Here is a 24,398-nt window from a genome sequence, read left to right as displayed (position 1 = left end):
GTCCGGGCCGAGCGCAGTCTGCGCCGGCCCGTTTCGTCGTTCTACATTGATACCCACGGGACGCCACCGGCGCCCCGGCTCTTTATACAGACTGAGACTCGCCCATGACCCTGAAGACCATCGAAGGTACCTTCATCGCCCCCAAAGGCCGCTATGCCCTGGTGGTTGGCCGCTTCAACAGCTTCGTCGTCGAAAGCCTGGTCAGTGGCGCGGTCGACGCCCTGGTGCGCCACGGCGTGAGCGAAAGCGACATCACCATCATCCGCGCCCCGGGCGCCTTCGAAATCCCGCTGGTCACCCAGAAAGTCGCCCAGCGTGGCGAGTACGCCGCGATCATCGCCCTCGGCGCGGTTATCCGTGGTGGCACCCCGCACTTCGAATACGTCGCCGGCGAATGCACCAAGGGCCTGGCCCAGGTCTCCATGGAATACGGCGTGCCGGTGGCCTTCGGCGTGCTGACCGTCGACTCCATCGAGCAAGCCATCGAGCGTTCCGGCACCAAGGCCGGCAACAAGGGCGCCGAAGCGGCCCTGTCCGCTCTGGAAATGGTCAGTCTGCTGGCGCAGCTGGAGGCCAAGTGAGCCTTAACCACGACGACAGCCAGGACGCTCCGCAGCCCAAGGCCAAGGGCAAGATCGCTACCCGTCGGGTCGCCCGCAGCCTTGGCATGCAGGCCCTGTATCAGTGGCACATGGCCGGTCAGTCGCTGAACGAGATCGAAGCGCAGTTCCGCGTCGACAACGACTTCAGCGGCGTCGACGGCGCCTACTTCCACGAGATCCTCACGGGCGTGGCCACCCAGAAGACCGAGATCGACGAGGCCATCGCGCCTTGCCTGGATCGTCCGCTGGAAGAGCTGGACCCGGTCGAGCTGGCCATCCTGCGCCTGTCCACCTGGGAGCTGCGCAACCGGGTCGACGTGCCCTACCGCGTGGTGATCAACGAAGGCATCGAGCTGGCCAAGGTGTTCGGTGCCACCGACGGGCACAAGTTCGTCAACGGCGTACTGGACAAGCTGGCGCCCACCCTGCGTGCCGCCGAGGTCAGCGCCCACAAGCGCTGAGTCCTTGGGCGAATTCGAGCTGATCCGCCGCTTCTTCGCCGCCGCGCCTTGTGCGCAGGCGGCCGAAGGAGTCGCCTTGGGCATCGGCGACGACTGTGCCCTGCTGCAACTGCCGGCCGGCGAACAACTGGCGGTGTCCACCGACACCCTGGTGGTCGGCGTGCATTTCCCCGCATCCGCCGATCCCTTCCTGCTCGGCCAGCGCGCGCTGGCGGTGGCGGCCAGCGACCTGGCAGCCATGGGCGCCACTCCTCTGGGCTTCACTCTGGCGATCACCCTGCCGCAGGCCGACGAGGCCTGGCTGCAGGGTTTTGCCCAGGGCCTGTCGCAGATGGCGCATGGCTGCGGCCTGGCCCTGGTCGGCGGCGATACCACCCGTGGCCCGCTGAGCCTGACCGTCACGGTGTTCGGCCGGGTGCCGGCCGGTCAGGCGCTGACCCGTGGCGGTGCCCGCCCCGGCGACCTGCTGTGTGTCGGGGGCGAGCTGGGCGATGGCGCTGGTGCGCTGCCGCTGGTGCTGGGGCAATGCCAGGCGGCGGGCGCGGCGGCGGAGCATCTGCTGCAGCGCTACTGGGCACCGCAGCCGCAGCTGGGCCTCGGCCTGCTGCTGCGCGGCAGGGCCACGGCAGCGCTGGATGTGTCCGATGGCCTGCTGGCCGACTGCGGGCATATCGCCAGGGCTTCGGCCGTGGCGCTGCACATCGAACTGGCGCGGGTGCCGCTGTCGCCGGCTCTGCAGGCCATCGCAGGGGGGGCGGCGCGTGATTGTGCGCTGGCCGGTGGCGACGACTATGTGCTGGCCTTTACCCTGCCGCCCGAGCATCTGGCTGCCGTGCAGGCGGCCTGGCCGGCGACCGTGGTGATCGGTCGTGCCCTGGCCGGTGCGGGGGTGACACTGCTGGATGACAGCGGTGGCGTGATCCAACCGCCACGGGCGGGCTATCAACATTTCGGGAGTTCGGGTGACTGATTCGGTACGCGTGGCGCCGCAGGTATGGCGCAATCCCTGGCATTTTCTGGCCTTCGGTTTCGGCTCCGGGCTGATGCCCAAGGCGCCGGGCACCTGGGGCTCGCTGGTGGCCATCCCGTTCATCCCGCTGTGGCAGATGCTGCCGGACTGTGGTTACTGGCTGCTGCTGGGGGTGACCATGCTGTTCGGCTTCTGGCTGTGCGGCCGGGTCGCCACGGACATGAAGGTGCACGACCACGAAGGTATCGTCTGGGACGAGATGGTCGGCATGTGGATCACCCTGTGGCTGGTGCCCGCGGGCTGGCACTGGATCCTGCTAGGCTTCCTGGTATTCCGCTTCTTCGACATTCTCAAGCCCTGGCCGATCAGCTGGATCGATCGCCACGTGCATGGCGGTGTCGGCATCATGCTCGACGATGTGCTGGCCGGGGTGTTCGCCTGGCTGACCATGCAGTTGATCGTCTGGGGTGTGGCGTAGGCAGGAGACTGGCATGCGCGTGTGGCTGCTGGCTTGGCTGATGATTGTCCTGGGGCTGCCGACCGTGCAGGCCGCAGAGGATCGGCCCAAGGAAATCCTGCTGGTCAGCGAGCACTGGCCGGGTCACACCAATGCCGATGGCAGCGGCCTGGCCTGGGAGATCATGCGCCAGGTATTCGAGCCGGCGGGGGTGAAGATGAACCTGCGCATCGAACCCTATACCCGTGCGCTCGGCCTGGTGCAGCGCGGCGAGGCGGATGCCTGGCTGGGCTCCTACCGCGACGAGGTCAAGGACCGGACGTTCTACCCGCGCCACCCCTACGATGCCGACCGCATTGTCGCCCTGGGCCTGAGCAGCCGGCCGCCGGCCAGGCTGGCTGAACTGGGGCGCTACCGTCTGGCCTGGATGCGTGGCTACGGCTACCAGCAGTACCTGCCGGGTGTCGGCCGCTACCAGGAAGTGCAGCGCAGTGGCGATATCCTCGCCATGCTCGAGCGCGGGCATGCCGACTTCTATATCGATGCCAGCACCGAGGTGGCCGCTATCCTCGAGGGGCATACCGGAACGGAACGCTTCCGCATCACCGCACTGACCCGCTTGCCGCTGTATCCCGGCTTTGCCGATACTGAGCGCGGTCGCGCCCTGGCCGCCCTCTACGACCGGCGCATGGCCGTGCTGGTGAACAATGGCAGCCTGCGTCCGCTGTTTCGCCGCTGGCGGCAGCCTTACCCTTTCGATCAGGACATGGAGAGACCCGATGCGTCACCTTGAAGTGCTGGCTGCCGGCCTGCTGCTGGCCATCAGCCCGCTGTTGCAGGCGCAAACCCAGGTGCAGGTGGTGGGGCTGTTCCCCAATGCCGCGGTGCTGCTGGTGGATGGCCAGCGCAAGCTGGTCAAGGTCGGGCAGACCGGCCCCGGCGGCGTGCAGGTGGTCAGCGCCGACAGCAAGGGCGCGCGCCTGCGCGTGGATGGCGTGGAGCGCAGCTACGCCCTGTCGCGCGAGTACAACCAGGGCGGCAGCACCGCCCCGCAGGTGGAAAAGGTCAGCATCAGCAAGGGCGTGGGCAACCACTTCTGGGTGGCCGGCTCGGCCAATGGCCATCCGGTGCAGTTCCTCGTCGACACCGGGGCCACCACCGTGGCCATGAACGAAGGCCAGGCGCGCCGCCTGGGCATCGACTACCGGGTGGTGGGCCGGCCGATGGTGGCCAGTACCGCCGGCGGCAATGTCAGAGGCTGGCGGATCAAGCTGGACCTGGTCAAGGTCGGTGGCCTGGAAGTGCTCGGCGTCGAGGCCGTGGTGCTGGAAGGCGACTCGCCCACCGAAGTGCTGCTGGGCATGAGCTTCCTCAGTCGGGTGCGCTGGCGCGAGGAAAACGGCGTGCTGCAGCTGGAGTCGAAGATCTGAGCCGGCCAGGCTCGACCCATCGAACCGCCCGATCCTTATCCCGCACAATTCACGCTGCCTGCCCGGCGGGTGCTGCTGGTACAATGCCGGCCTTTCCGCCGATCACTCAACAGGAGCACCCGGTGTCCGTTGTCTTCGTCGCCGCCTCCCAGCTGCCCACGCCTTTTGCGCTGTTCACCATGCACGGTTTCCTCGATGAGGAGACCGGCAAGGAGCACGTCGCCCTGACCCTCGGCCAGGTGGACGATGGTGCTCCCGTGCTGGGCCGCCTGCACTCCGAGTGCCTGACCGGCGATGCCCTGTTCAGCCAGCGTTGCGACTGCGGTGCGCAGCTCGAAGCCGCCTTGCGCGCCATCGCCAAAGAGGGGCGTGGCGTGCTGCTGTACCTGCGCCAGGAAGGCCGCGGCATCGGCCTGCTGAACAAGATCCGCGCCTACGAGCTGCAGGATGGCGGCGCCGACACGGTCGAGGCCAACGAGCGCCTGGGCTTCGCCGCCGACCAGCGCGACTATTCGATCTGCCAGCCGATGCTCGATCACCTGGGCATCAAGGCCATCCGCCTGATGACCAACAACCCGCGCAAGGTCAAGGCCCTGGAAGGCTTCGGCGTGCGCGTGGCCGAGCGCCACCCGCTGGAAATCGGCCTCAACGTGCACAACCGCAAGTACCTGACGACCAAGGCCGGCAAGCTCGGCCACATGCTCGGCTTGCAGCACCAGGAAGAAGCCGAGTGACCCGCACCGAGGTGCGTCGCCGGCTGGCCCTCGAATGGTGGCGCCAGCTCGGCCTGACCCTGGCGCCGCTGTTCGTCCTCGGCTTCCTGTTCCGCGGCCAGTCGCCGGTGCTGGCGATGCTGGAGCTGCCGCTGTTCATTGCCGGCATGGCCTCGATGTTTGTCACCCTGCCGGTGTTTGCCGCCTACAAGCGCGCCCTGCTCGCCACCGGCGAGGTGCTGGGGCGGGCCGAGGAACCGGGCGCCTGGATCGAGCTGGCGCGCCGCCGGCGCCTGGGCCTGCTCGCCGCCGGCCTGCCGGCCTGGATCGCCGCCCTGGCGCTGTTCCCCGGCCTGCATGCGGTGGCGCTGTTCCTCCTCGCCCTGAGCAGCGTGATGCTCCTCTGCCTGTACCGCATTCCACGCCAGCTGGCCTGATGCGCCTGCTGCTCGGCGCCTGCCTGCTGGCCGCGAGCCTGTCGCCGCTGGCCGCCGAGCGGGTGGTCAGCCTGGCTCCCTCGCTCTCGGAAATGATGCTCGATCTGGGCGCCGGCGATCTGCTGGTCGGCGTGCTGGATGGCGGCGAGCGTCCGCCGCAACTGGCCGCCGTACCGTCGGTGGGCCGCCTCGGCCAGCTGGAGCTGGAAACCCTGCTGCAGCTCAAGCCCGACCTGATCCTGCTGTGGCCCGACAGCCTGGGGCAGAGCCAGCGCGAGCAGCTGCAGGGTTTCGGCATTCCCCTGTATGTCGCGCAACCGCACGACCTGGCGCAGCTGGCCGAACAGTTCGCCGCGCTCGGCGCGCGGGTTGGCCGCGAGTCGCGCGGGCGCGAACTGGCCAGTGCATTCCGCGCCGGCATCCAGCGCCTGCGCACGACCTACCGGCGCGAGCCGCCGCTGCCGGTGTTCTACCAGGTCTGGCACCAGCCGCTATACACCATAGGTGGCCGGCAGATCATCGGCGATGCCCTGCGCGTGTGCGGCGGCGAGAACCTGTTCGCCGACCTCGACTTGCCCGCCCCGCAGGTCAGTATCGAGGCGGTTCTGCAGCGCCGGCCGGCGGTGATCCTCGCCGGCAGCGCGGCCGAGCTGGAGCCCTGGCGGCCCTGGACGCAGCTGCCCGCGGTGCGCCAGCAGCAGCTCTGGGTGGTGCCGGACAAGGGCCTGGAGCGGCCCAGTTTCCAGATGCTGGCGGCGACCGAGAAGCTCTGCGAGCTATTGGCCAAGGCACGCTAGCCCCGGCCCCGGCGAAGCGTGGTTGCGCAATAGGCGCGGCGGGCTTCGCTCAACCCCGACCTACAGCTGCGGCGTCCAGACGAAGCCGAGCAGCGCGCTGCGGCCTTCCTGGCTGTAGCTGTAACGCTCGCCCTCGTGTTCGTACAGGGCGCGGCTGTAATCCTTGTCCAGCAGATTATCCAGCTTGGCTTCCAGCTTCAGCTCGGGCGTGGCCTGCCAGCTGCTGCGCAGGGCCAGCAGGCCGTAGCCGGCCAGTTGGTACTGGTTGCCCGGGTCGTCGTAGCTGCTGCTCACGGCCTGCCAGCTGGCGCCGACGGCGACAGCGCCGAAGCGGCGGTCCAGGTCCAGGCTCAGGGTGCGTCGCGCGCGGCGGTTGAGGGTATGGCCGCTGTCGCGGTCGCGCGGATCGACGAAGGCCACGCCCAGCTGGCCCTGCCAGCCGAACAGCTCCTGCTGCAGCGCGGCCTCGAAGCCGTGGATGCGCGCCTTGGCGATGTTCTGCGGGATGAAGTTCTGGTCGCTGGCGATGGCGTCCTCGATGTCGGTGCGGTAGACCGAGGCCTCCAGGCGCGTGGTGTCGGCCAGTTGGCTGCGCCACTGCAGCTCGACGCTCTTGGAGTGCTCCGGCTTGAGCTCCGGGTTGCTGTAGTCCGGGTAGTACAGGTCGTTGAAGGTCGGCGCGCGGAAGCCCTCGCTGTAGGAGGCGATCAGGTCGTTGCGCTCGTCGAGCGGCAGGGTCAGGGCGCCACTCCAGGTGTTCTCGCTGCCGAACTGCTCATTCTTGTCGTGGCGCAGGCCCAGTTCGGTGGAGAAGTGCTCGCCGTCGTAGCGGTGCTGGATGAAGGCGGCCTGGTTCCAGCGCTGCTGTTCGGCGAAGGCGGTGTTGCTGTTGAGCTGGTCTTCGTACCAATCGGCGCCGAGCAGCAGGCTGTGGCTGTCGTTCAGGCTCAGGGTGTTGAGCCAGTTGACCGAGTCGCGGTAGGTGTTGAACACGCCACGCTCATCGCTGAGCTTGTCCAGGCTCTCTTCGCGGTTCTCGCTGTGGCCGACTTCCAGGCGGCTGTTCCAGGCATCGTTGAGCTGGGCGTCGAGGTAGCTGGAGACGCTGCTGACGGTGAAGTCGCTGTACGGGTCCTGCTCGACCGACTCGAAGGTGCTCATGTCGAAGCGGCCAAAGGGGTTGTCGAACTCGGTGCGGCCGCGCTGGTCGAGGACGTTGACCCCGGCCTCCAGGCGCTCGCTGAAGCTGTGGCTGAGGCTCAGGCTGAAGGCCTTGTTGCGGTAGGCGTCGTGATCCTGGTCGGCCGCGTAGGAAGTGCCGGTGCGGTCGAAGCCGTTGGTTTCGTCGAGGCTGCCGGCCAGGCTGAAGCGCGTGGCCTGATCGCCGCCGGAAATGCCGGCGCTGCGCTGCCAGGTGCCGCGGCTGCCGTAGCCCACGCGCACGAACGGCTTGAGCCCCTCGCCGCTGCTGCGGCGGGTGAAGATCTGCACCACGCCGCCGATGGCGTCGGCGCCGTACATGGCCGAGCGCGGCCCGCGCAGCACTTCGATGCGCTCGATCTGCTCGATGTTGAGGTGCTGCAGGTTGCTGTCGCCGGAACTGGCCGAGCCGATGCGCATGCCGTCCACCAGGACCAGGCTCTGCGCCGACTTGGTGCCGCGGATATACAGGCTGGCCAGGCTGCCGCTGCCGTTCTGCGTCACCTGCACGCCGGGTACCCGGGCGAGCAGGTCGACCACCGAGGCGGGTTGCAGGCGCTCGATATCGGCGCGGGTGAACACCGTGCTGGCGGCGCTGCTGGCGCTGCGCTGCTGCACGTCGCGGTTGGCACTGATCAGGGTTTCCGACAGCTTCAGCGCGGCTTCCTGGTCTTCGCTGGCGAAGGCCGTGGAGGCCGTGGAGGCGGGCAGCAGGGCGATGGCCAGGGCCAGGCGAGACAGTTTCATCGATCGATCCTCAAACAGTCGGCAGACTTTCGAGGAGGGCAGGGACAAGCGTCACCACAAGCCGACGCTTGACGGTGCTGCCCTCCGCAACACCAGTCGAATCCGTCCAGGCCGGTCTCCGGGCTTGCCACTGAAAGCGAACTTTCCCTGCCGATCGCCTTCCCGGGGAAACTCCCAGTGGCGCGTCGATCGACATGGCAGCGCGAGGCTGCGGTGGCTTACCGTTGCGGGGGCAGCGCCGGAATGGCTCGTGAGGAGCGCACCGGCTTCCCGTTTAACGCCGGTCGATCACGACGGGCGCACCTTGGCGGAAGTAAAGCGACGCGCACCTTAGTGCGCGGCTAAATGAATTACAAGCGAGTTTGGCTCGGTTCTGGATGAGCGGCATTCATGTGGGCAGTTGCGCCAGGCGCTGGCGTACGGCCGCCTCGATGCCGGCCTGGTCCAGGCCGCATTCGGCCAGCATCTGCGCCGGCTTGGCGTGCTCCACGTAGCTGTCCGGCAGGCCCAGGTGCAGCATCGGGCGCAGCAGGTTCTCGGCGGCGAGGAACTCGCTGACCGCCGAACCGGCGCCGCCCATGATGGCGTTCTCCTCGATGGTCACCAACAGCTCGTGGCTGGCCGCCAGTTCGCGCACCAGGGCCTCGTCCAGGGGTTTGACGAAACGCATGTCGACCACGGTGGCATCCAGGGTCTCGCCGACCTTTAGGGCCTCGGCCAGTTGCACGCCGAACACCAGCAGGGCGGTTCGGCGGCCGTTGCCGTTCTGCCCTTGGCGACGGACCAGGCCCTTGCCGATTACCAGCGGCTCCAGCACCGGGTCGATCGGCGCGTTCGGCCCGCTGCCGCGCGGGTAGCGCACCGCCGCCGGGCCATCGAACAGGTGGCCGGTGGTGAGCATGCGGCGCAGTTCGTTCTCGTCGCTGGGGGTCATCACCAGCATGCCGGGGATGCAGCGCAGGTAGGAGATGTCGAAGCTGCCGGCGTGGGTCGGGCCGTCCTCGCCGACCAGGCCGGCACGGTCGATGGCGAACAGCACGTCGAGGTGCTGCACGGCCACGTCGTGGATCAGCTGGTCGTAGGCGCGCTGGAGGAAGGTCGAGTAGATCGCCACCACCGGCTTGACGCCGTCGCAGGCCATGCCGGCGGCCAGGGTCACCGCGTGCTGCTCGGCGATGGCGACGTCGAAGTAGCGCTCGGGGAAGCGTTCGCTGAAGGCCACCAGGTCGGAGCCTTCCTTCATCGCCGGGGTGATGCCGACCAGACGCGGGTCCTGTTCGGCCATGTCGCACAGCCACTGGCCGAACACGCTGGAGTACTTCGGCCCGGAGGCCTTCTTCGGTTCGGCCGGCGCGTTGATCGGCTCCAGCTTGGTGATCGCGTGGTAGCCGATCGGGTCGGCCTCGGCCGGGGCGAAGCCCTTGCCCTTCTTGGTCACCACATGGAGGAACTGCGGGCCCTCCAGGTCGCGCATGTTGCGCAGGGTGGCGAGCAGGGTCGGCAGGTCGTGGCCGTCGATGGGGCCGACGTAGTTCCAGCCCAGCTCCTCGAACAGGGTGCCGGGCACCAGCATGCCCTTGGCGTGCTCCTCGACCTTGCGCGCGATCTCCCAGGCGCCGGGCAGGCGCGAGAGGATCTTCTTGCTGCCCTCGCGCATGCTCGAATAGGTGCGGCTGGAGATGATCTTGGCCAGGTAGTTGGACAGGCCGCCGACGTTCTTCGAGATCGACATGTCGTTGTCGTTGAGCACCACCAGCATGTTGGCCTTCACATCGGACGCATGATTGAGCGCCTCGAAGGCCATGCCGGCGGTCAGCGCGCCGTCGCCGATCACCGCCACCGCCTTGCGCTTGCTGCCCTGCAGCTTGGCCGCGATGGCCATGCCCAGCGCCGCGCTGATGCTGGTGCTGGAGTGGCCGACGCCGAAGGTGTCGTACTCGCTCTCGCTGCGCCGCGGGAAGGCGGCCAGGCCGTCCTTCTGGCGCAGGCTGCCCATGCGCTCGCGGCGGCCGGTGAGGATCTTGTGCGGGTAGGCCTGGTGGCCGACGTCCCACACCAGGCGGTCGTCCGGGGTGTCGAAGATGTAGTGCAGGGCGATGGTCAGCTCGATCACGCCGAGGCCGGCACCGAAGTGCCCGCCGGTCTGGCCGACGCTGTACAGCAGGTACTGGCGCAGTTCGTTGGCCAGGGTTTCCAGCTCGGTTTCCGCCAGGCGCCGCAAGCCGACCGGCGTGTCGGCGCGGTCAAGCAACGGCGTGGAGGGGCGCTCGCGGGGGATCTCGTGGAAAGTCGTCGGCATCAGGCGGATCGTTATAGGCGTACAAAAGATGCGGCAGTTTAACTGAAAAGGACACGGCAAGCCGCACGCCGCATGTCATTAGCATGCAACCTGCGGCTTGCCGGTTTTTCGCCTTACCAGGTATCGACGAAGGGCCGCTTCTTGCCGTTGCGCGGCGCCGGGCGCGGCGCGGCATTCAGGCCGCGCCGCAGCCAGGTGCGGGTCTCCGCCGGGTCGATCACCGCGTCGATCTCCAGGTAGCTGGCCATATTAAGGCCCTTGCCCTGCTCGTAGGCCTTGGCCACCAGCTTGTCGAACAGCGCCTGCTGCGCCGCAGGGTCCGTCTGGGCCGCCAGTTCCTTGGCGAAGCCCAGGCGTACCGCGCCTTCCAGGCCCATGGCGCCGAATTCGCCGCTGGGCCAGGCGATGGTGAACAGCGGCGAGTGGAAGCTGCCGGCGGCCATGGCCTGGGCGCCGAGGCCGTAGCCCTTGCGCAGCACCACGGTGAAGAACGGCACGCTGAGGCTGGCGGCGGCGACGAACATGCGCGACACGTGGCGCACCGTGGCCTGTTTCTCCGCCTCCGGGCCGACCATAAAGCCAGGGGTGTCGCACAGCGACAGCAGGGGGATGTCGAAGGCATCGCACAGCTGCATGAAGCGCGCGGCCTTGTCGCCGGCCAGCGCGTCGATGGCGCCGCCCAGGTGCGCGGGGTTGTTGGCGATCAGGCCGAACGGCTGGCCTTCGATGCGCACCAGGGCGGTGATCAGCCCCGGGGCGAACTGGCGGCGCAGTTCCAGCACCGAGTCGCGGTCGGCCAGCAGCTCGATCACCCGGCGGATGTCGTAGACGCGCAGGCGGTTTTCCGGGATCACCTGGCGCAGCTCGCGCTGATCGGCGCACTCCCAGTCGGCCAGTGGCCCCTGGAAGTAGGACAGGTACTGCCTGGCCACCGCGACGGCTTCGGCTTCGTCCGCCACCCGCACGTCGATCACCCCGTTGGGGCCCTGCATCGATACCGGGCCGACCTCTTCGGGCCTGAAGCTGCCCAGGCCGCCACCTTCGATCATCGCCGGGCCGGCCATGCCGATGCTGGCGTTTTCCGTGGCGATGATCACGTCGCAGCAGCCGAGCAGGGCGGCGTTGCCGGCGAAGCAGCGCCCGGAGACCACGCCGACCAGCGGCACCAGGCCCGAGAGCCTGGCCATGCCGACGAAGGTGTGGCAGTCCAGTCCGGCCACGCCGACGAAGTCGGTATCGCCGGGCCGGCCGCCGCCGCCCTCGGCGAACAGCACCAGCGGCAGGCGCCACTGTTCGGCCAGCTGCAGCATGCGGTCGGTCTTCTTGTGGTTGATCACGCCCTGGGTGCCGGCGAAGACCGTGTAGTCGTAGGCGATGGTCATGCAGCGCGCCGTTTCGCTGCCGAACTGGGTGGCGTTGACCGTGCCGATGCCGGCGACAAGGCCGTCGGCCGGGCTCAGCTCCAGCAGCTCCTCGGCCGAACGGCGACGGCGTTGCGCGGCCAGGGCCAGCGCGCCGTATTCGATGAAACTGCCGTCATCCAGCAGATCGGCGAGGTTCTCGCGCACCGTGCGCTGGCCGGTCTTGCGCCGCTTGGCCACGGCCTGGGGGCGGTGTTCGTCGGTCAGGCGCGCGTGGCGTTCCAGCACCTCGGCCAGATCGGCGCGGATATGTGCCAGGTCCAGGCTCTGTTCGTTGTGGCCGTGCTCGACGGCCACCTCGGCCGGTTCGAGGAACAGCAGCGCCTGGCCCTCGGCCAGGGCCGCGCCGGGTTGGGCGGCCAGTGCGCGGACGATGCCGCTGTGGCTGGCGCGCACCTCGAACTCCATCTTCATCGCCTCCAGCACGGCGATGGTCTGACCGGCGGCCACCGCATCGCCCTCGGCCACTTCCAGGCACACCAGCACGCCGGTGCTCGGCGTGTTCAGCGGCTGGGTGCCGGGCGGGGCGTCGACCGGGCGCGGGCCGGTCGCGGCCTGTGCCTGGCTGGCGGCGAAATGGTGATGGGCGTGGGCCTCGGGCTGGGCGGCGAGCAGCTCGCCCAGGCGGCTCTCGACGAAACGGGTGCTGACCCGGTTGCCCTGCACTTCGGGCAGGCGCAGCAGGTTCTGCAGCAGGTGCAGGTTGCTCGCCACGCCGTCCAGGCGGAACTCGCACAGCGCGCGGTAGGCGCGGCGCAGGGCGGCGGGGTAGTCCGGGCCCTGGGCGATCAGCTTGGCCAGCAGCGAGTCGTAGCTGGGGCTGACCGGGTAGCCGGCGTAGCCGTAGCCGTCCACGCGCAGACCGGGGCCGCTGGGCGGCTCGTAGGCAGCGAGGGTGCCGACCGCCGGGCGCGTGCTGCCGTCGGCGTGCAGGGTTTCCAGGTTGATCCGCAGCTGCACGGCGCAGCCCTGCACGGCCGGTGGCTGGCGCAGGCCCAACTGGTCGAGGGAAGCGCCGGCAATCAGTCGGATCTGGGTATGCAGCAGGTCGACGCCGGTCACCTGTTCGGTCACGGTGTGCTCCACCTGCACCCGCGGGTTGGCTTCCATGAAGTAGAAACGCCCCGGTTGCTCGGCATCGAGGAGGAATTCGAAGGTGCCGATGCCGCGGTAGTTCACCGCGCCGGCCAGATGCAGGGCGCAGTCGATGATCGCCGCGCGTACCTCGCCGTCGAGGTCGGGGCTGGGGGCGATTTCCACCAGCTTCTGGTTGCGCCGCTGCAGGCTGCAGTCGCGCTCCCACAGGTGGCTGACCGCGCTGCCGTCGCCGAGCACCTGCACCTCGATATGCCGCGCCTGGCGCACCAGCTGCTCGACATACAGGGCGCCGTTGCCGAACGCCGCCTGCGCCTCGGACTGGCAGCGCGCATAGGCCTCGGCCAGCTCGGCCGGCTCGAACACCGCGCGCATGCCACGCCCGCCGCCGCCGGCCAGGGCCTTGAGCATCACCGCGCCATGTTCGGCGCAAAAGGCCTGGGCCTGCTCCAGGCTCACCGCCTGGTTGATCCCGCTGACCAGCGGCACGCCGCAGCGTTCGGCCAGGGCGCGGGCGGCGGCCTTGTCGCCGAACAGTTCCAGTACGCTCGGATCGGGGCCGATAAAGGCGATACCGGCGGCCTGGCAGCGCCTGGCGAACTCGGCGTTCTCGGCGAGAAAACCGTAGCCGGGATGGATGGCGTCGCAGCCCTGGGCGCGGGCCACCTCGATCAGCTGCTCCATGTCCAGATAGGCCGGCACGCCACGACCACGCAGCGGCACGGCCAGGTCGGCCTTGCGCGTATGCAGGCTGGCGCCGTCGTCCTCGGCGAACACCGCCACCGAGCGGATCTGCAGGTCGGCGCAGGCACGGGCGATGCGGATGGCGATCTCGCCACGGTTGGCGATCAGCAGGCTGGCAAACATCATGGGCGGGTCCGTAGGGTGCGCCGTGCGCACCGATTGGTGGGTGGGGAGGAAGGTGCGCATGGCGCACCCTACAGCAGTGCTTCCAGTTCGTTCTTCTTCACCTTGCCGGTGGCGGTCATCGGAAGCGCCGCGACCACGCGGATGTCCGGCACCTTGTAGACGGCCATGGCCTCCTTGCACCAGGCTGCAAGGCTGGCTGCATTGTCCGTGCTGCCGGGCTTGAGCACGACGAAGGCCACCGGCTGCTGGCCGCGCTGGTCGTCGGGGCGGCCGATCACCGCGCTGGCTAGCAGGGCCGGGTGCTGGCCGAGCAGAGCCTCCAGTTCGCTGGGGAACACGCTCATGCCGTTGACCTTGAGCATTTCCTTGCGCCGGCCGAGGTAGCGGATGAAACCCTGTTCGGTGATCTGCCCCAGGTCGCCGGTGTGCAGCCAGCCGTCGCGCAATACTGCGGCGGATTCTTCCGGGCGTTGCCAGTAGCCGTGCATCAGCGCCGGGCTGCGCAGGCACAGCTCGCCCTCGCTACCCAGCGGCAGCAGCTCGCCAGTGGCGAAGTCGCAGACCTTGAACTGGGTGCCGGGCACCGGCAGGCCGACGAAGGTCGGCGCGCTGGTGAGGTCGAAGTCGTCGTTTTGCAGGCCCCAGGTGAAGGTGTCGCAGGTGTGGGTTTCGGTCATGCCGAAGCTGAACTCGAACAGGCGGCAGCCGGTCAGCGCCTGCCAGCGTGCGCGGTAGTCGCGGGTCAGCTTCTTGATGAAGGAGATGCTGCCGGTGCGCTGCAAGGAGCGCAGGTCGTAGTCGGCCAGCTGCGGGTGGTCGAGTACCTCGGCGGCGCTGTCGACCAGCAGGCCGCAGTGGCTGACCCGGTACTGCTGCACGGCGGCCATGAAGGCCAGGGCATCCCAGCGCGCCAGCAGCACCAGGCGGCAACCGCTGAACACCGGGAACAGCAGGCCGGCGTTTTCCCCGGCGATCCAGAATTCCGGGAGGAAGTTGAGCAGCACGCTGTCCGGCTGCAGCTGCAGGGCCGTGGGCACGAAGCTGGCGCAGGTGTAGAGCATGTCGCGGTGGCTGTGCACGCAGCCCTTGGGCAGGCCGGTGGTGCCGCCGGTGTAGTTCAGCGCGGCGATGTCATCCAGCTGCGGGCGGTGCGCCGGCACCGCCGCCGTGCAGGTGGCCAGGGCCGGGTAGAAGTCGAGGAAGTCGTCGCCACTGATTTTCGGCGCCAGCAGCAGGTCGGCCACCGGGATGCTCGGCGCCGCCGGGCGCAACTCCGACAGGCTGGTGGCCAGCACATGGCGCAGCGCGCAGTCCTCGCGCACCGCGCGCACCACCGGCAGCAGCTGGTCGAAGCAGAGGACCACCCGGGCGCCGCTGTCCTTGAGCTGGTAGCCCAGTTCCAGGGCCTTGCTCAGCGGGCTGACCGGCGCATACACGGCACCGCACTTGAGCAGGCCGTAGAAGGCGATGTGCAGCTGCGGGCAGTTGGGCATGAACAGGGCAACGCGGTCGCCCGGCTGTACGCCGAGGTCGGCCAGCAGCGCGGCGCAGCGATCGGACAACCGATCCAGCTCGGCCCAGCTCAGGCTGTGGCCGTAGAAGTCCAGGGCAATGGCTTGCGGCTGCTGGCGCGCCCAGGCGCGCAGGTATTCGCTCAGTGGCTGTTCGCCGTGCGGGTAGTGCGGGGTGCGCGGCACGCCGGGTGGCCAGGCGGCGGCCTGCAGGTCGGCGAGCTGGGCAAGGTAGTGCTGTTCGTCCATGGCGGTGGCTCCGCTTGTTCTTGTCTGGCGGGCATCTTAGGCGGCCGGCCGGGACGGCAGAACTGATGCTTATGCATCGATATCCATGAGCGCTATGCATGATTGGCCGGATGGCTTGCCCTGCTAGGCTGCCGGTTCGCCAGGCAGAGATGGATAACCATGAATCAGCAGCATGAATGGTCGGTGTTGAGCCGCCTCGACCTGAACCTGTTCCGCGTCTTCGAGGTGGTCTACCACGAGCGCAACCTGACCCGCGCGGCGGCGCTGCTGCACCTCAGCCAGTCGGCGGTCAGCCATGCCCTGCAGCGCCTGCGCGAGCAGCTCGACGACCCGCTGTTCGTCCGCGATGGCCGCGGCGTGGCGCCGACGCCGCTGGCCCAGCAACTGGCGCCGGGCATCCAGGAGGCGTTGAGCGGCCTGCGCCGCAGCGTCAGCCGCGGGCAGACCTTCGATCCGCGGCACGATCGGCGCAGCTTCACCCTGAACATGCCCGAACAGATGGAGCCGATCCTGCTGCCGGCGATCCTCGCCCATCTGCGCCAGTGTGCACCGCAGGTGGAGCTGCGCAGCAGCAGCGTGCACTGGGCGGAGCTCAAGCGCGAACTGGTGGCCGGGCGGGTCGACCTGGCCATCGAGATCGCCCGGCCCACCGATGCCGAGCTGCGCCAGCGCCTGCTGCTGCGCGACCCGCTGTGCGTGGTGGCCAGCCCGGCGTTTGACGGCGAGCTGAGCCTGGAACGCTACCTGGCGGCCGAGCATGTGGCGGTGACTTCGCGGCGCCGCGGCATCTGCGTGGAAGACCTGGCCCTGGGCCACCTGGGCCTGGTGCGCCAGGTGCGCCAGCGCTGCCAGCACTACCTGTCGGCGGCGTTGCTGGTGGCACAGAGCGACTGGCTGCTGACCATGCCACGGCAATATGCCCAGCTGATCAACGCCGGCCTGGCCAACCGCCTGCTGGACATGCCGCTGGAGCTGCCGGCGGTGAGCCTCAACCTGTACTGGCCGCGGCAGACGGAGAACGAGGCGGGTGGTCAGTGGCTGCGCGAGCAGTTACTGGGCCTGGCGCGGCAGCGCTTCTGAGAGCCCGTCTACAATCTCTTGATCGTCGGCCATGCTGCGTTGAAATCGGGCTCGGACTGCTCATTTACACCTCGTAAACTCCGCGTCCTCGCCCAATTTCGCCTTGCCTGGCTCTAGCTCAAAAGATCGTAAACGGGCTCTGAGAGGTGGGGTAGATCCGCACCGGGCAACCCCGCCCGGTGCATCCCGCCGGGCTCAGTACTTGCGCGCGACGATGTAGCGGGCCAGTTCGCGCAGCGGCTCGGCGCTGTTGCCGAACGGGCGCAGGGCGTGCAGGGCCTGGTCGCGCAGTTCCAGGGCGTAGGCCTTGGCCGCGTCGAGGCCGAGCAGGGCCGGGTAGGTCGGTTTGTGATTGGCCTGGTCCTTGCCCTGGGTCTTGCCCAGGGTGGCGGTGTCGCTTTCCACGTCGAGGATGTCGTCCTGCACCTGGAACGCCAGGCCGATGGCGCGGGCGTACTGCTGCAACGCGCGCAGGGCTGCGTCGTCGGCCTGGCCGCTGGCCAGGGCGCCGAGTTGCACGCTGGCCTCGATCAGCGCCCCGGTCTTGTGCCGGTGCATGACTTCCAGGGCCGCCTGGTCGAGCTGCTGGCCCACCGAGCCGAGGTCGATGGCCTGGCCGCCGACCATCCCGGCCGGCCCGGCGGCGCGCGCCAGACCGAGGACCATGGCCAGGCGCAGGCTGGCGTCCGCTGGATTGTGCCGCGGGTCGGCCAGGGCCTCGAAGGCCAGGCTCTGCAGGCCGTCGCCGGCGAGAATCGCGCAGGCTTCGTCGAAGGCCTTGTGGGTGGTCGGCTGGCCGCGGCGCAGGTCGTCGTCGTCCATGGCCGGCAGGTCGTCGTGTACCAGCGAGTAGGCGTGGATCAGCTCCACCGCGCAGGCGGCACCATCGGCGCGGTCGAGATCACCATTCAAGGCTTCGCAGGCGGCATACACCAGCAATGGGCGCACCCGCTTGCCGCCGCCCGCCACGCTGTAGCGCATGGCCTGGTAGAGCCGTGCCAGTTCACTGCGCGGCGCCTCGAACAGGCTTTCCAGGGCGGCGTCGACGCGCGCCTGGCAGCGCTGCTGGTAGGCCGCGATCATGCCTGGTCGTCCGCGTCGAAGGGGGCTTCCTCCAGCTCGCCGTCGCGTTCCAGGAGGATCTGCACCTTCTGTTCGGCCTGGGCCAGGGCGGCCTGGCAGTCGCGGGTCAGGCCGATGCCCTGCTCGAAGGCGGTCAGCGAGTCTTCCAGCGACAGTTCGCCACCTTCCAGGCGTTCGACCAGTTGCTGCAGCTGTGCGAGGGAGTGTTCGAAATCGACGGCGGCTTTCTTGCGGGCCATGGGGCTGTCTCGTGGGCTCGTATCTCGGCGCGACACTAGCAGAGCCGCGCGGCATGGGTCATGCGGTGGCTCAGAAACGCAGCACTTCGCTGTTGCTGCGGGCCGGGCCGACCATGGGGATCTTCGGCGGCTGGGCCGGCTTGTTGCGCGGCACGGCGGGTTGCGCCGGCTTGGCTTCGGCAACCGGCTGGTTGCGCAGCGGTTCGATGGCGGCGGCCAGTTGTTCGACCAGCTGCCGCAGCAGCAGGCTCTGCGCCTTCACCTGATCGGCCGGGCTGCCGTCGTGGGCCTGTTCCAGACGCAGCAGGCGACTGTCGCGCAGCAGACCGCTGCGGTCGAGCAGGCGCCACTGGGCTTCCAGCACGGCCGGGTGCAGCGGGCCGGAGTCCAGGCGGCTGATGCTCAGCAGCACCTGCACGTCGGGGTTGAAGCCGGGGTTGGCCGGGGCCAGCACCAGGCGCTGGCTGTCCAGCCTGGCGGCCAGCTGGCGCAGCAGCACCTGGTCGATATCGGCGGCCAGGCTGCCGGCCCAGCGCGCGTCGTCGGCGGGCACCAGGCTGCCGTCGACCTGGCGCTGGAGGAAGGCTTCGCGCTGCAGGTAGTCGGCGATCGACACCGGGCCGAGCAGCACGGCCAGGCCCTGGTTCTGCCGGGGCACGGCGGGGCTGCCGGCATCCAGCTGGTACAGCGGGATCGGTTGGTGCGCCGTACAGCCGGCCAGGCCGAGCAGGCCGGTCAGCAGGAGAACAACGGGGAGGCGCAACACGGTCATCATTTCACCCTGGGGGCCGCGGGTGGCGGCCGGCAGTCATACGCGAACGGGCAGGGGTTGGCCTGCGGCCGCGTATCATCCGTCAAAGCGCCGCCGGACTCCAGCCTGCCCTGCTCAGCGGAGCCCTGCGGCGGGCGTCGGCGGCAGTGCGCGGATGGCGGCGGCCAGCTGCCGGCCGAGGCGTTCGACCAGCTGGCTCTGGGCCGCCACCTGGGCCTCCAGGCTGCCGTCGTGGGCCTGCTGCAGGTGCAGCAGGTCGCTGGCGCGCTGCTCGCCCCGGGCGTCCAGCAGGCGCCAGCGGGCTTCCAGCACCGCCGGCTGCTGCGGTCCGGAGTCGAGGCGGCTGATATGCAGGATGACCTGCGCCTGGGCCGGGAAACCGATGCGGTCCGGATAGAGCGCCAGGCGGCTGCTGTGCAGGTCGCCGGCCAGGGTGGCGAGCAGCAGCTGGCCGATGTCGTCCTGCAGGCTGCCGGCCCAGCGGCCCTCGCTGCTGACGTCGAGGCGCTGGGCGCTGTGGCGCTGCATCAGGTTTTCCCGCTGCAGGTAGTCGGCCAGTTGCAGCGGGCCGAGCAGCACGGCCGGGCCGTCGGCATCCTGCACGCTGGGCGGCGTGCCGTTGGCGAGCTGGTAGAACTGCTGGGGCGGCGCGCTGCTGCAGGCCGCGAGCAGCAGGAAGGCGAAAGGCAGCAGGCGTTGGCTCATGGCTGGGGCTTCCCGAAGATCAGCGATTGCGGTTGCTGTTCCAGTGTCTCGGCGGTGCGTTGCAGGGCCTTGCTGGCGCGGCTGAGCTGCTGCAGGGTGTTGCCCAGCTCGTATTGCAGGGTCGATTGCGGGCCGATGCTGTGCCGGCCGTCGACCAGCAGGCCGTTGGCCTGTTCCAGGGTCTGCCGGGTGCTGGCGGCGGCCTGGCGGATCTCCACCAGGGTGGCATTGAGTTCGCCGCTGCTGCGCTGCGCCGAGTCGAGCAGGCCGGGCAGCTGCTGCTCCAGGCGCCGGCTCAGGCGGTCGAGATTGGCCAGGGTGGCGGCCAGGCTGTCCAGGCCCTGGTGCAGGTCGTCGGAACTGCTCAGCTTCTCGATCGCCTGCAGGGTGCGGTTGGCCGACTCGATCAGCTCGCGCAGCGGCACTTCGCGCAGGCTGCTGGCCAGTTCCTGCAGCACATTGGCGGCCTGGTCGATGCGCGAGGGCACGCTGGGGATGCTCGGCAGGTCGACTTCGCTGGGGCTGAACACGTAGCCGGCCTGGTCGGGGAACATGTCCAGCGCGACGATGGCCTTGCCGGTCAGCAGGCTGGGAGTCTGCAGCTGGGCGCGCAGGCCGCGCTTGATCAGCTGCTTGACCACCCGGTCGAAGCTGCGCTGGCTGGCGGCCTTCTGCGGGTCGACGCGAAGGATCACCGGCATCACCACGTCCTTGATCTGGCTGTCGTAGGACAGGCGGATCTCGCGCACGCTGCCGATCTTCACCCCGCGGTAGGTGACGTCGGCGCCGACATCCAGGCCGTCGAGGGCGCCGGTGAAGTACACCACGTACTCGGTGGGCTTGCTGAACCAGCTTTCCCGCGACAGCAGCAGGGCGCCGGCCACCAGCAGGACCAGGCCGCCGAGCAGGAAGCTGCCGATCAGGAAGGGTTTGCGTGTTTCGCTCATGCGTCCTCCGCCTTGAGGAATGTGCCGTTGCGTCCGAGGAAGCGCTGTACCGCCTGCGGGCCGTTGGCCAGCAGGTCGCTCGGGGCGCCGAGGGCGATCTGGGTGCCGGCCTGGCCGTCGAGGAACAGGCAGGTGTCGGCCACCGCGAAGATGCTCGGCAGCTCGTGGGTGACCAGCACGATACTGGAGCCGAGGCTGTCGCGCAGCTGCAGGATCAGTTCATCGAGGGCCTTGGAGCTGATCGGGTCGAGGCCGGCCGAGGGTTCGTCGAAGAACAAGACCTGCGGGTCGAGGGCCAGGGCGCGGGCCAGCGCCGCGCGCTTGCGCATGCCGCCGGACAGCTCGGCCGGGTACAGCTCGTCGCAGCCGCCGAGGCCGACCAGGCTGAGCTTGAGCGCGGCCAGCTCGTCCAGCTCGGCACGGCCGAGGTTGGGCCGGTAGGTTTCCAGCGGCAGGCAGATGTTCTCGCGCAGGGTCATCGAGCCCCACAGCGCGCTGTTCTGGTAGAGCACGCCGAAGTGCTGCAGCAGCTCGGCACGGCGCTGCTCGTCCTGCGCCCAGAAGTCCTCGCCGTGGAACAGCACGCGCCCGCCCAGCGGCGCCTGCAGGCCGATCAGGTGGCGCAGCAGGGTGCTCTTGCCGCAGCCGCTGCCGCCCATGATGACGAACACTTCGCCGCGCTGGATGCTGAAATTCAGGTCGTGCTGGATCACCCGCGTGCCATAGCCGGCATCCAGGTGTTCCACGATCAGCACGGGTTCGCTCATTTCAGATCCCCAGCTGCGTGCAGATCAGGGTGATCAGCGCATCGCTGACCACCAGGGCGACGATGATGCTGACCACCGCGCGGGTGGTGGCCTGGCCCACGGCCTGGGCGTTGCGGCCGCTGGCCAGGCCATAGTGGCAGCCGATCAGGCCGATCAGCATGGCGAACACCAGGCTCTTGAAGATGCCGAGCAGGAAGTCGGTGAGGCTGAGCATCTCCAGGCTCTGGTTGAGGTACTGGGTGGCGGAGATGTCGAACAGCCCGGCGCCGATGACAAAGCCGCCGAGGATGCCGAGGGCATCGGCGAACACGCAGAGCAGCGGCATGGCCACCAGCAGCGCCAGCAGGCGCGGCAGCACCAGGAAGTCCAGCGGCGGGAAGCCGAAGGTCTTCAGCGCGTCGATCTCCTCGTTGGCCTGCATGCTGCCCAGCTCGGCGGCGTAGGCCGCGCCGGTGCGCCCGGCCATGATCACCGCGGTCATCAGCGCGCCCATTTCGCGGGTCATGCCGATGGCCACCATGTTGGCGATGTACAGCTGGGCGCCGAAGGCTTCCAGCTGGGCCGCGCCGACGAAGGCGAGGATCAGCCCGACCAGGCTGGCGATCAACGCGACTATCGGCAGGGCGCCGGGGCCGCAGGCCTGCAGGGCCAGCCAGAAGTCGCCGGCGCGCAGGCGCGAGCGGCCCTGCAGCAGGCGCAGCAGGGCCAGGCAGATTTCGCCGAGGAAGGTGCAGCTGTTGGCCAGGGTCGCCAGTTGGCCGAGAAAGCCCTGGCCCAGGCGGGTCAGGGGGTTGCCGCTGGCACCGGCCTTGGCGGTGGCCTGGATCGGGTGGGCGCTGCCCATCTGCAGCAGGCGCTCCACGTCTTCCGGCAGTTCCAGCCAGTGCAGCGTCAGCTGACGCTCCTCGGCCAGGCGCTGCAGCCGCCGCAGCAGGGCCAGCAGGCTGCTGTCCCAGGCGCTGACGGCGACCCGCACCGGCAGCTCGGCGCCTATGGCCGAATAGGCATCGAGCACCGCCGGCAGGTCCGGCTTGCGCTGGTCGAGGGTCCACTGGCCGCTGACGCACAAGTGCGTGCGGCCCTGCGGGTCCTCCTGCCAGCGTAGCTCGGCTGTGGTGGCGTCCATGTCTTCCTCCTGGAGCCGGTGCACAATTCGTAGGGTGCGCCGTGCGCACCGCATACCCCGTACGGGCCTCCGGTGCGCATGGCGCACCCTACGCAGAACAGAGGCCCGAGGTTGCAGCGTTTGGCGGAGATCGTAAACAGCTTCTTAGCCGTTCGGCACCTCGACCAGCAGCGCGTCGACCCGCTGGAAGCCGCGCGGCAGCTTGTTGCCGCGCCGGCCGCGTTCGCCCTTGTAGTGCTCCAGATCGTCCGGCTTGAGCGACAGGGTACGCTTGCCGGCCTGCAATACCAGGGTGGCGCCGCTGGGCAGCACGGCCAGGTCGGTGAGGTATTCCTCGCGGCTGGCCACGCGTTCACCGGGGATGCCGATGATCTTGTTGCCCTTGCCTTTGCCCAGTTGCGGCAGGTCGGCGACCTTGAACAGCAGCAGGCGTCCCTCGGTCGTGACGGCCGCCAGCCAGTCTTCCTCGCGGTTGGCCAGCGGCTTGGGCGGCACCACCAGGGCGCCGGTGGGCAGGGTCAGCAGGGTCTTGCCGGCTTTGTTCTTGGCCTGCAGGTCTTCACCTTTGACCACGAAGCCGTAGCCGGCGTCCGAGGCGATCACGTAGAGGGCGTTGTCATCCGGCAGCAGCACGCACTCGAAGGTCGCCCCCGGCGGCGGTTGCAGGCGGCCGGTTAGCGGTTCGCCCTGGCCACGCGCGGAGGGCAGCGAGTGCGCCGGCAGCGAGTAGCTGCGCCCGGTGTTGTCGATAAACACGGCGAACTGGTTGGAGCGCCCCGGCGCGGCGGTCTTGAAACCATCGCCGGCCTTGTACGACAGGCCGGTGGCGTCGATGTCGTGGCCCTTGGCGCAGCGCACCCAGCCTTTTTCCGAGAGCACCACGGTGACCGGCTCGGTCGGCAGCAGCTCGGTTTCGCTCAGCGCCTTGGCTTCGGCGCGGGCGACGATCGGCGAGCGACGGTCGTCGCCGTATTTCTCGGCGTCGTCGAGGATTTCCTGGCGCACCAGTTTCTTCAGCTTGGTTTCGCTGCCGAGCAGGGCCAGCAGCTTGGCGCGCTCTTTGGCCAGCTCGTCCTGCTCGCCACGGATCTTCATCTCTTCCAGGCGCGCCAGCTGACGCAGGCGGGTGTCGAGGATGTAGTCGGCCTGGATCTCGGTCAGACCGAAGCGCTCCATCAGCACCGGCTTGGGCTGATCCTCGGTGCGGATGATGTGGATCACTTCATCCAGGTTGAGGAACGCGGTGAGCAAACCTTCCAACAGGTGCAGGCGCTTCTCGACCTTGTCCAGGCGGAACTGCAGGCGGCGGCGCACGGTGCCGACGCGGTACACCAGCCATTCGGTCAGCAGGGTGCGCAGGTCCTTGACCGACGGCTTGCCATCGAGGCCGATGACGTTGGTGTTGACCCGGTAGCTGGACTCCAGCTCGGTGGTGGCGAACAGGTGCTGCATCAGCTCGTCGGCGTCCACGCGGTTGGAGCGCGGGATGATGACGATGCGGCATGGGTGTTCGTGGTCCGACTCGTCGCGCAGGTCGGCGACCATCGGCAGCTTCTTGGCCTGCATCTGCGCGGCGATCTGCTCCAGCACCTTGGCCCCGGAGACCTGGTGCGGCAGGGCGGTGACCACGATGTCGCCGTCCTCGACGCGGTACACGGCGCGCATGCGCACCGAGCCACGGCCGGTTTCGTAGATCTTCAGCAGGTCGCTGCGCGGGGTTATGACTTCCGCCTCGGTGGGGAAGTCTGGGCCGAGGATGTGTTCGCACAGCTGTTCGACCGTGGCATTCGGCTCATCGAGCAGGCGTACGCAGGCGCTGGCGACTTCGCGCAGGTTGTGCGGCGGCACGTCGGTGGCCATGCCCACGGCGATGCCGGTGGTGCCATTCAACAAGAGGTTGGGCAGGCGTGCCGGCAGGGTCGCCGGCTCGTCGAGGGTGCCGTCGAAGTTCGGCACCCAGTCCACGGTACCCTGGCCCAGTTCGGACAGCAGCACCTCCGAGTAACGCGACAGGCGCGCCTCGGTGTAACGCATGGCGGCGAAGGACTTGGGATCGTCCGGCGCACCCCAGTTGCCCTGGCCGTCGACCAGGGTGTAGCGGTAGCTGAACGGCTGAGCCATCAGCACCATGGCCTCGTAGCAGGCGCTGTCGCCGTGCGGGTGGAACTTGCCGAGCACGTCACCGACGGTACGCGCCGACTTCTTGTGCTTGGAGTCGGCATCCAGGCCCAGCTCGCTCATGGCGTAGACGATGCGCCGCTGCACGGGCTTGAGGCCGTCGCCGATATGCGGCAGGGCACGGTCCATGATCACGTACATGGAGTAGTTGAGATAAGCCTGCTCGGTGAAGTCGGCAAGGGAGCGGCGCTCCACGCCGTCCAGGCTCAGGTCGAGGGAATCGCTCATGCGTGCCTCATTGG

General features: G+C 68.9%; 22 protein-coding genes and 1 riboswitch. Of the genes, 10 read left to right on the top strand and 12 right to left on the bottom strand.

Annotation, left to right across the window (positions count from 1 at the left end):
• Positions 1–104: 104 nt before the first annotated feature.
• The 9 genes from ribE (at position 105) to F3I62_RS07205 (ending at position 5,867) form a co-directional block, all read left to right on the top strand.
• Entirely contained in the window at positions 105–581 is a 477-nt protein-coding gene (gene ribE / locus F3I62_RS07245) for a 6,7-dimethyl-8-ribityllumazine synthase (protein WP_160078295.1), read from the top strand.
• The gene (gene nusB / locus F3I62_RS07240; RefSeq protein WP_160488968.1) at positions 578–1,063 is read left to right on the top strand and encodes a transcription antitermination factor NusB; all 486 of its coding nucleotides are present in this window, start codon (positions 578–580) and stop codon (positions 1,061–1,063) included. The genes ribE and nusB overlap by 4 nt, the downstream gene beginning before the upstream one ends.
• 4 nt (positions 1,064–1,067) lie before the next feature.
• The gene (gene thiL, locus F3I62_RS07235) at positions 1,068–2,033 is read left to right on the top strand and encodes a thiamine-phosphate kinase (protein WP_160488967.1); all 966 of its coding nucleotides are present in this window, start codon (positions 1,068–1,070) and stop codon (positions 2,031–2,033) included.
• Positions 2,026–2,511, top strand: a complete 486-nt coding sequence (locus tag F3I62_RS07230) for a phosphatidylglycerophosphatase A (RefSeq protein WP_160488966.1) — start codon at positions 2,026–2,028, stop codon at positions 2,509–2,511. The genes thiL and F3I62_RS07230 overlap by 8 nt, the downstream gene beginning before the upstream one ends.
• 13 nt (positions 2,512–2,524) lie before the next feature.
• A complete protein-coding gene (locus tag F3I62_RS07225; RefSeq protein ID WP_160488965.1) occupies positions 2,525–3,283 on the top strand; it encodes an ABC transporter substrate-binding protein in 759 nt (252 codons plus the stop codon).
• Positions 3,270–3,920: a TIGR02281 family clan AA aspartic protease gene (locus tag F3I62_RS07220; RefSeq protein WP_160488964.1), complete on the top strand. Its 651-nt coding sequence runs from the start codon at positions 3,270–3,272 to the stop codon at positions 3,918–3,920. Before F3I62_RS07225 ends, F3I62_RS07220 begins: the two co-directional genes overlap by 14 nt.
• A 122-nt stretch (positions 3,921–4,042) precedes the next feature.
• Entirely contained in the window at positions 4,043–4,654 is a 612-nt protein-coding gene (gene ribA, locus F3I62_RS07215; RefSeq protein WP_160488963.1) for a GTP cyclohydrolase II, read from the top strand.
• Positions 4,651–5,070, top strand: a complete 420-nt coding sequence (locus F3I62_RS07210; protein WP_160488962.1) for a zinc metallopeptidase — start codon at positions 4,651–4,653, stop codon at positions 5,068–5,070. The genes ribA and F3I62_RS07210 overlap by 4 nt, the downstream gene beginning before the upstream one ends.
• Positions 5,070–5,867 (top strand): cobalamin-binding protein, encoded by a 798-nt coding sequence (locus F3I62_RS07205; protein ID WP_160488961.1) that lies wholly within the window; start codon positions 5,070–5,072, stop codon positions 5,865–5,867. The genes F3I62_RS07210 and F3I62_RS07205 overlap by 1 nt, the downstream gene beginning before the upstream one ends.
• A gap of 60 nt (positions 5,868–5,927) precedes the next feature.
• On the opposite strand, the gene F3I62_RS07200 is transcribed toward F3I62_RS07205, so the two are convergent.
• From F3I62_RS07200 to F3I62_RS07185, 4 genes are all read right to left on the bottom strand, one after another.
• Positions 5,928–7,814 (bottom strand): TonB-dependent receptor domain-containing protein, encoded by a 1,887-nt coding sequence (locus F3I62_RS07200; RefSeq protein ID WP_160488960.1) that lies wholly within the window; start codon positions 7,812–7,814, stop codon positions 5,928–5,930.
• Positions 7,815–7,905: 91 nt separating this feature from the next.
• Positions 7,906–8,136: riboswitch (cobalamin riboswitch) on the bottom strand.
• Positions 8,137–8,202: 66 nt separating this feature from the next.
• The gene (gene dxs, locus F3I62_RS07195; protein ID WP_160488959.1) at positions 8,203–10,113 is read right to left on the bottom strand and encodes a 1-deoxy-D-xylulose-5-phosphate synthase; all 1,911 of its coding nucleotides are present in this window, start codon (positions 10,111–10,113) and stop codon (positions 8,203–8,205) included.
• A 113-nt stretch (positions 10,114–10,226) separates the two neighbouring features.
• Positions 10,227–13,499, bottom strand: a complete 3,273-nt coding sequence (locus F3I62_RS07190; RefSeq protein ID WP_160488958.1) for a carboxyl transferase domain-containing protein — start codon at positions 13,497–13,499, stop codon at positions 10,227–10,229.
• A gap of 68 nt (positions 13,500–13,567) precedes the next feature.
• Positions 13,568–15,259 carry an AMP-binding protein gene (locus tag F3I62_RS07185; RefSeq protein WP_160488957.1) on the bottom strand — a complete coding sequence of 564 codons (1,692 nt, stop codon included), beginning with the start codon at positions 15,257–15,259 and terminating at the stop codon, positions 13,568–13,570.
• A gap of 159 nt (positions 15,260–15,418) precedes the next feature.
• Here F3I62_RS07185 and F3I62_RS07180 point away from each other — a divergent pair, with 159 nt between their 5' ends.
• Positions 15,419–16,339 carry a LysR family transcriptional regulator gene (locus tag F3I62_RS07180; RefSeq protein WP_160488956.1) on the top strand — a complete coding sequence of 307 codons (921 nt, stop codon included), beginning with the start codon at positions 15,419–15,421 and terminating at the stop codon, positions 16,337–16,339.
• Between the two features lie 195 nt (positions 16,340–16,534).
• Here the strand turns inward: F3I62_RS07180 and F3I62_RS07175 are convergent, their stop codons facing one another.
• The 8 genes from F3I62_RS07175 to parC all read right to left on the bottom strand — a co-directional run bounded on the left by F3I62_RS07175 (position 16,535) and on the right by parC (position 24,384).
• Positions 16,535–17,422, bottom strand: coding sequence for a polyprenyl synthetase family protein (locus tag F3I62_RS07175; protein WP_160488955.1), 888 nt, complete (start codon positions 17,420–17,422; stop codon positions 16,535–16,537).
• Positions 17,419–17,661, bottom strand: a complete 243-nt coding sequence (locus F3I62_RS07170; protein WP_160488954.1) for an exodeoxyribonuclease VII small subunit — start codon at positions 17,659–17,661, stop codon at positions 17,419–17,421. The genes F3I62_RS07175 and F3I62_RS07170 overlap by 4 nt, the downstream gene beginning before the upstream one ends.
• Positions 17,662–17,731: 70 nt before the next feature.
• On the bottom strand, positions 17,732–18,433 hold the full coding sequence (locus F3I62_RS07165) for a membrane integrity-associated transporter subunit PqiC (RefSeq protein WP_178122496.1): 702 nt from the start codon (positions 18,431–18,433) through the stop codon (positions 17,732–17,734).
• A gap of 114 nt (positions 18,434–18,547) precedes the next feature.
• Entirely contained in the window at positions 18,548–19,138 is a 591-nt protein-coding gene (locus F3I62_RS07160; protein ID WP_160488952.1) for a membrane integrity-associated transporter subunit PqiC, read from the bottom strand.
• A complete protein-coding gene (locus F3I62_RS07155; protein ID WP_160488951.1) occupies positions 19,135–20,085 on the bottom strand; it encodes an MlaD family protein in 951 nt (316 codons plus the stop codon). Before F3I62_RS07155 ends, F3I62_RS07160 begins: the two co-directional genes overlap by 4 nt.
• On the bottom strand, positions 20,082–20,852 hold the full coding sequence (locus F3I62_RS07150) for an ABC transporter ATP-binding protein (protein ID WP_160488950.1): 771 nt from the start codon (positions 20,850–20,852) through the stop codon (positions 20,082–20,084). The genes F3I62_RS07155 and F3I62_RS07150 overlap by 4 nt, the downstream gene beginning before the upstream one ends.
• Before the next feature lies 1 nt (position 20,853).
• The gene (locus F3I62_RS07145; protein ID WP_218572749.1) at positions 20,854–21,978 is read right to left on the bottom strand and encodes an ABC transporter permease; all 1,125 of its coding nucleotides are present in this window, start codon (positions 21,976–21,978) and stop codon (positions 20,854–20,856) included.
• A 144-nt stretch (positions 21,979–22,122) separates the two neighbouring features.
• Positions 22,123–24,384: a DNA topoisomerase IV subunit A gene (gene parC / locus F3I62_RS07140; protein ID WP_160488948.1), complete on the bottom strand. Its 2,262-nt coding sequence runs from the start codon at positions 24,382–24,384 to the stop codon at positions 22,123–22,125.
• Positions 24,385–24,398 lie beyond the last annotated feature (14 nt).

The organism is Pseudomonas sp. R-28-1W-6 (assembly GCF_009799925.1).
Taxonomy (GTDB): Bacteria; Pseudomonadota; Gammaproteobacteria; order Pseudomonadales; family Pseudomonadaceae; genus Aquipseudomonas.
This window is presented reverse-complemented; position numbering and strand designations above follow the sequence as displayed.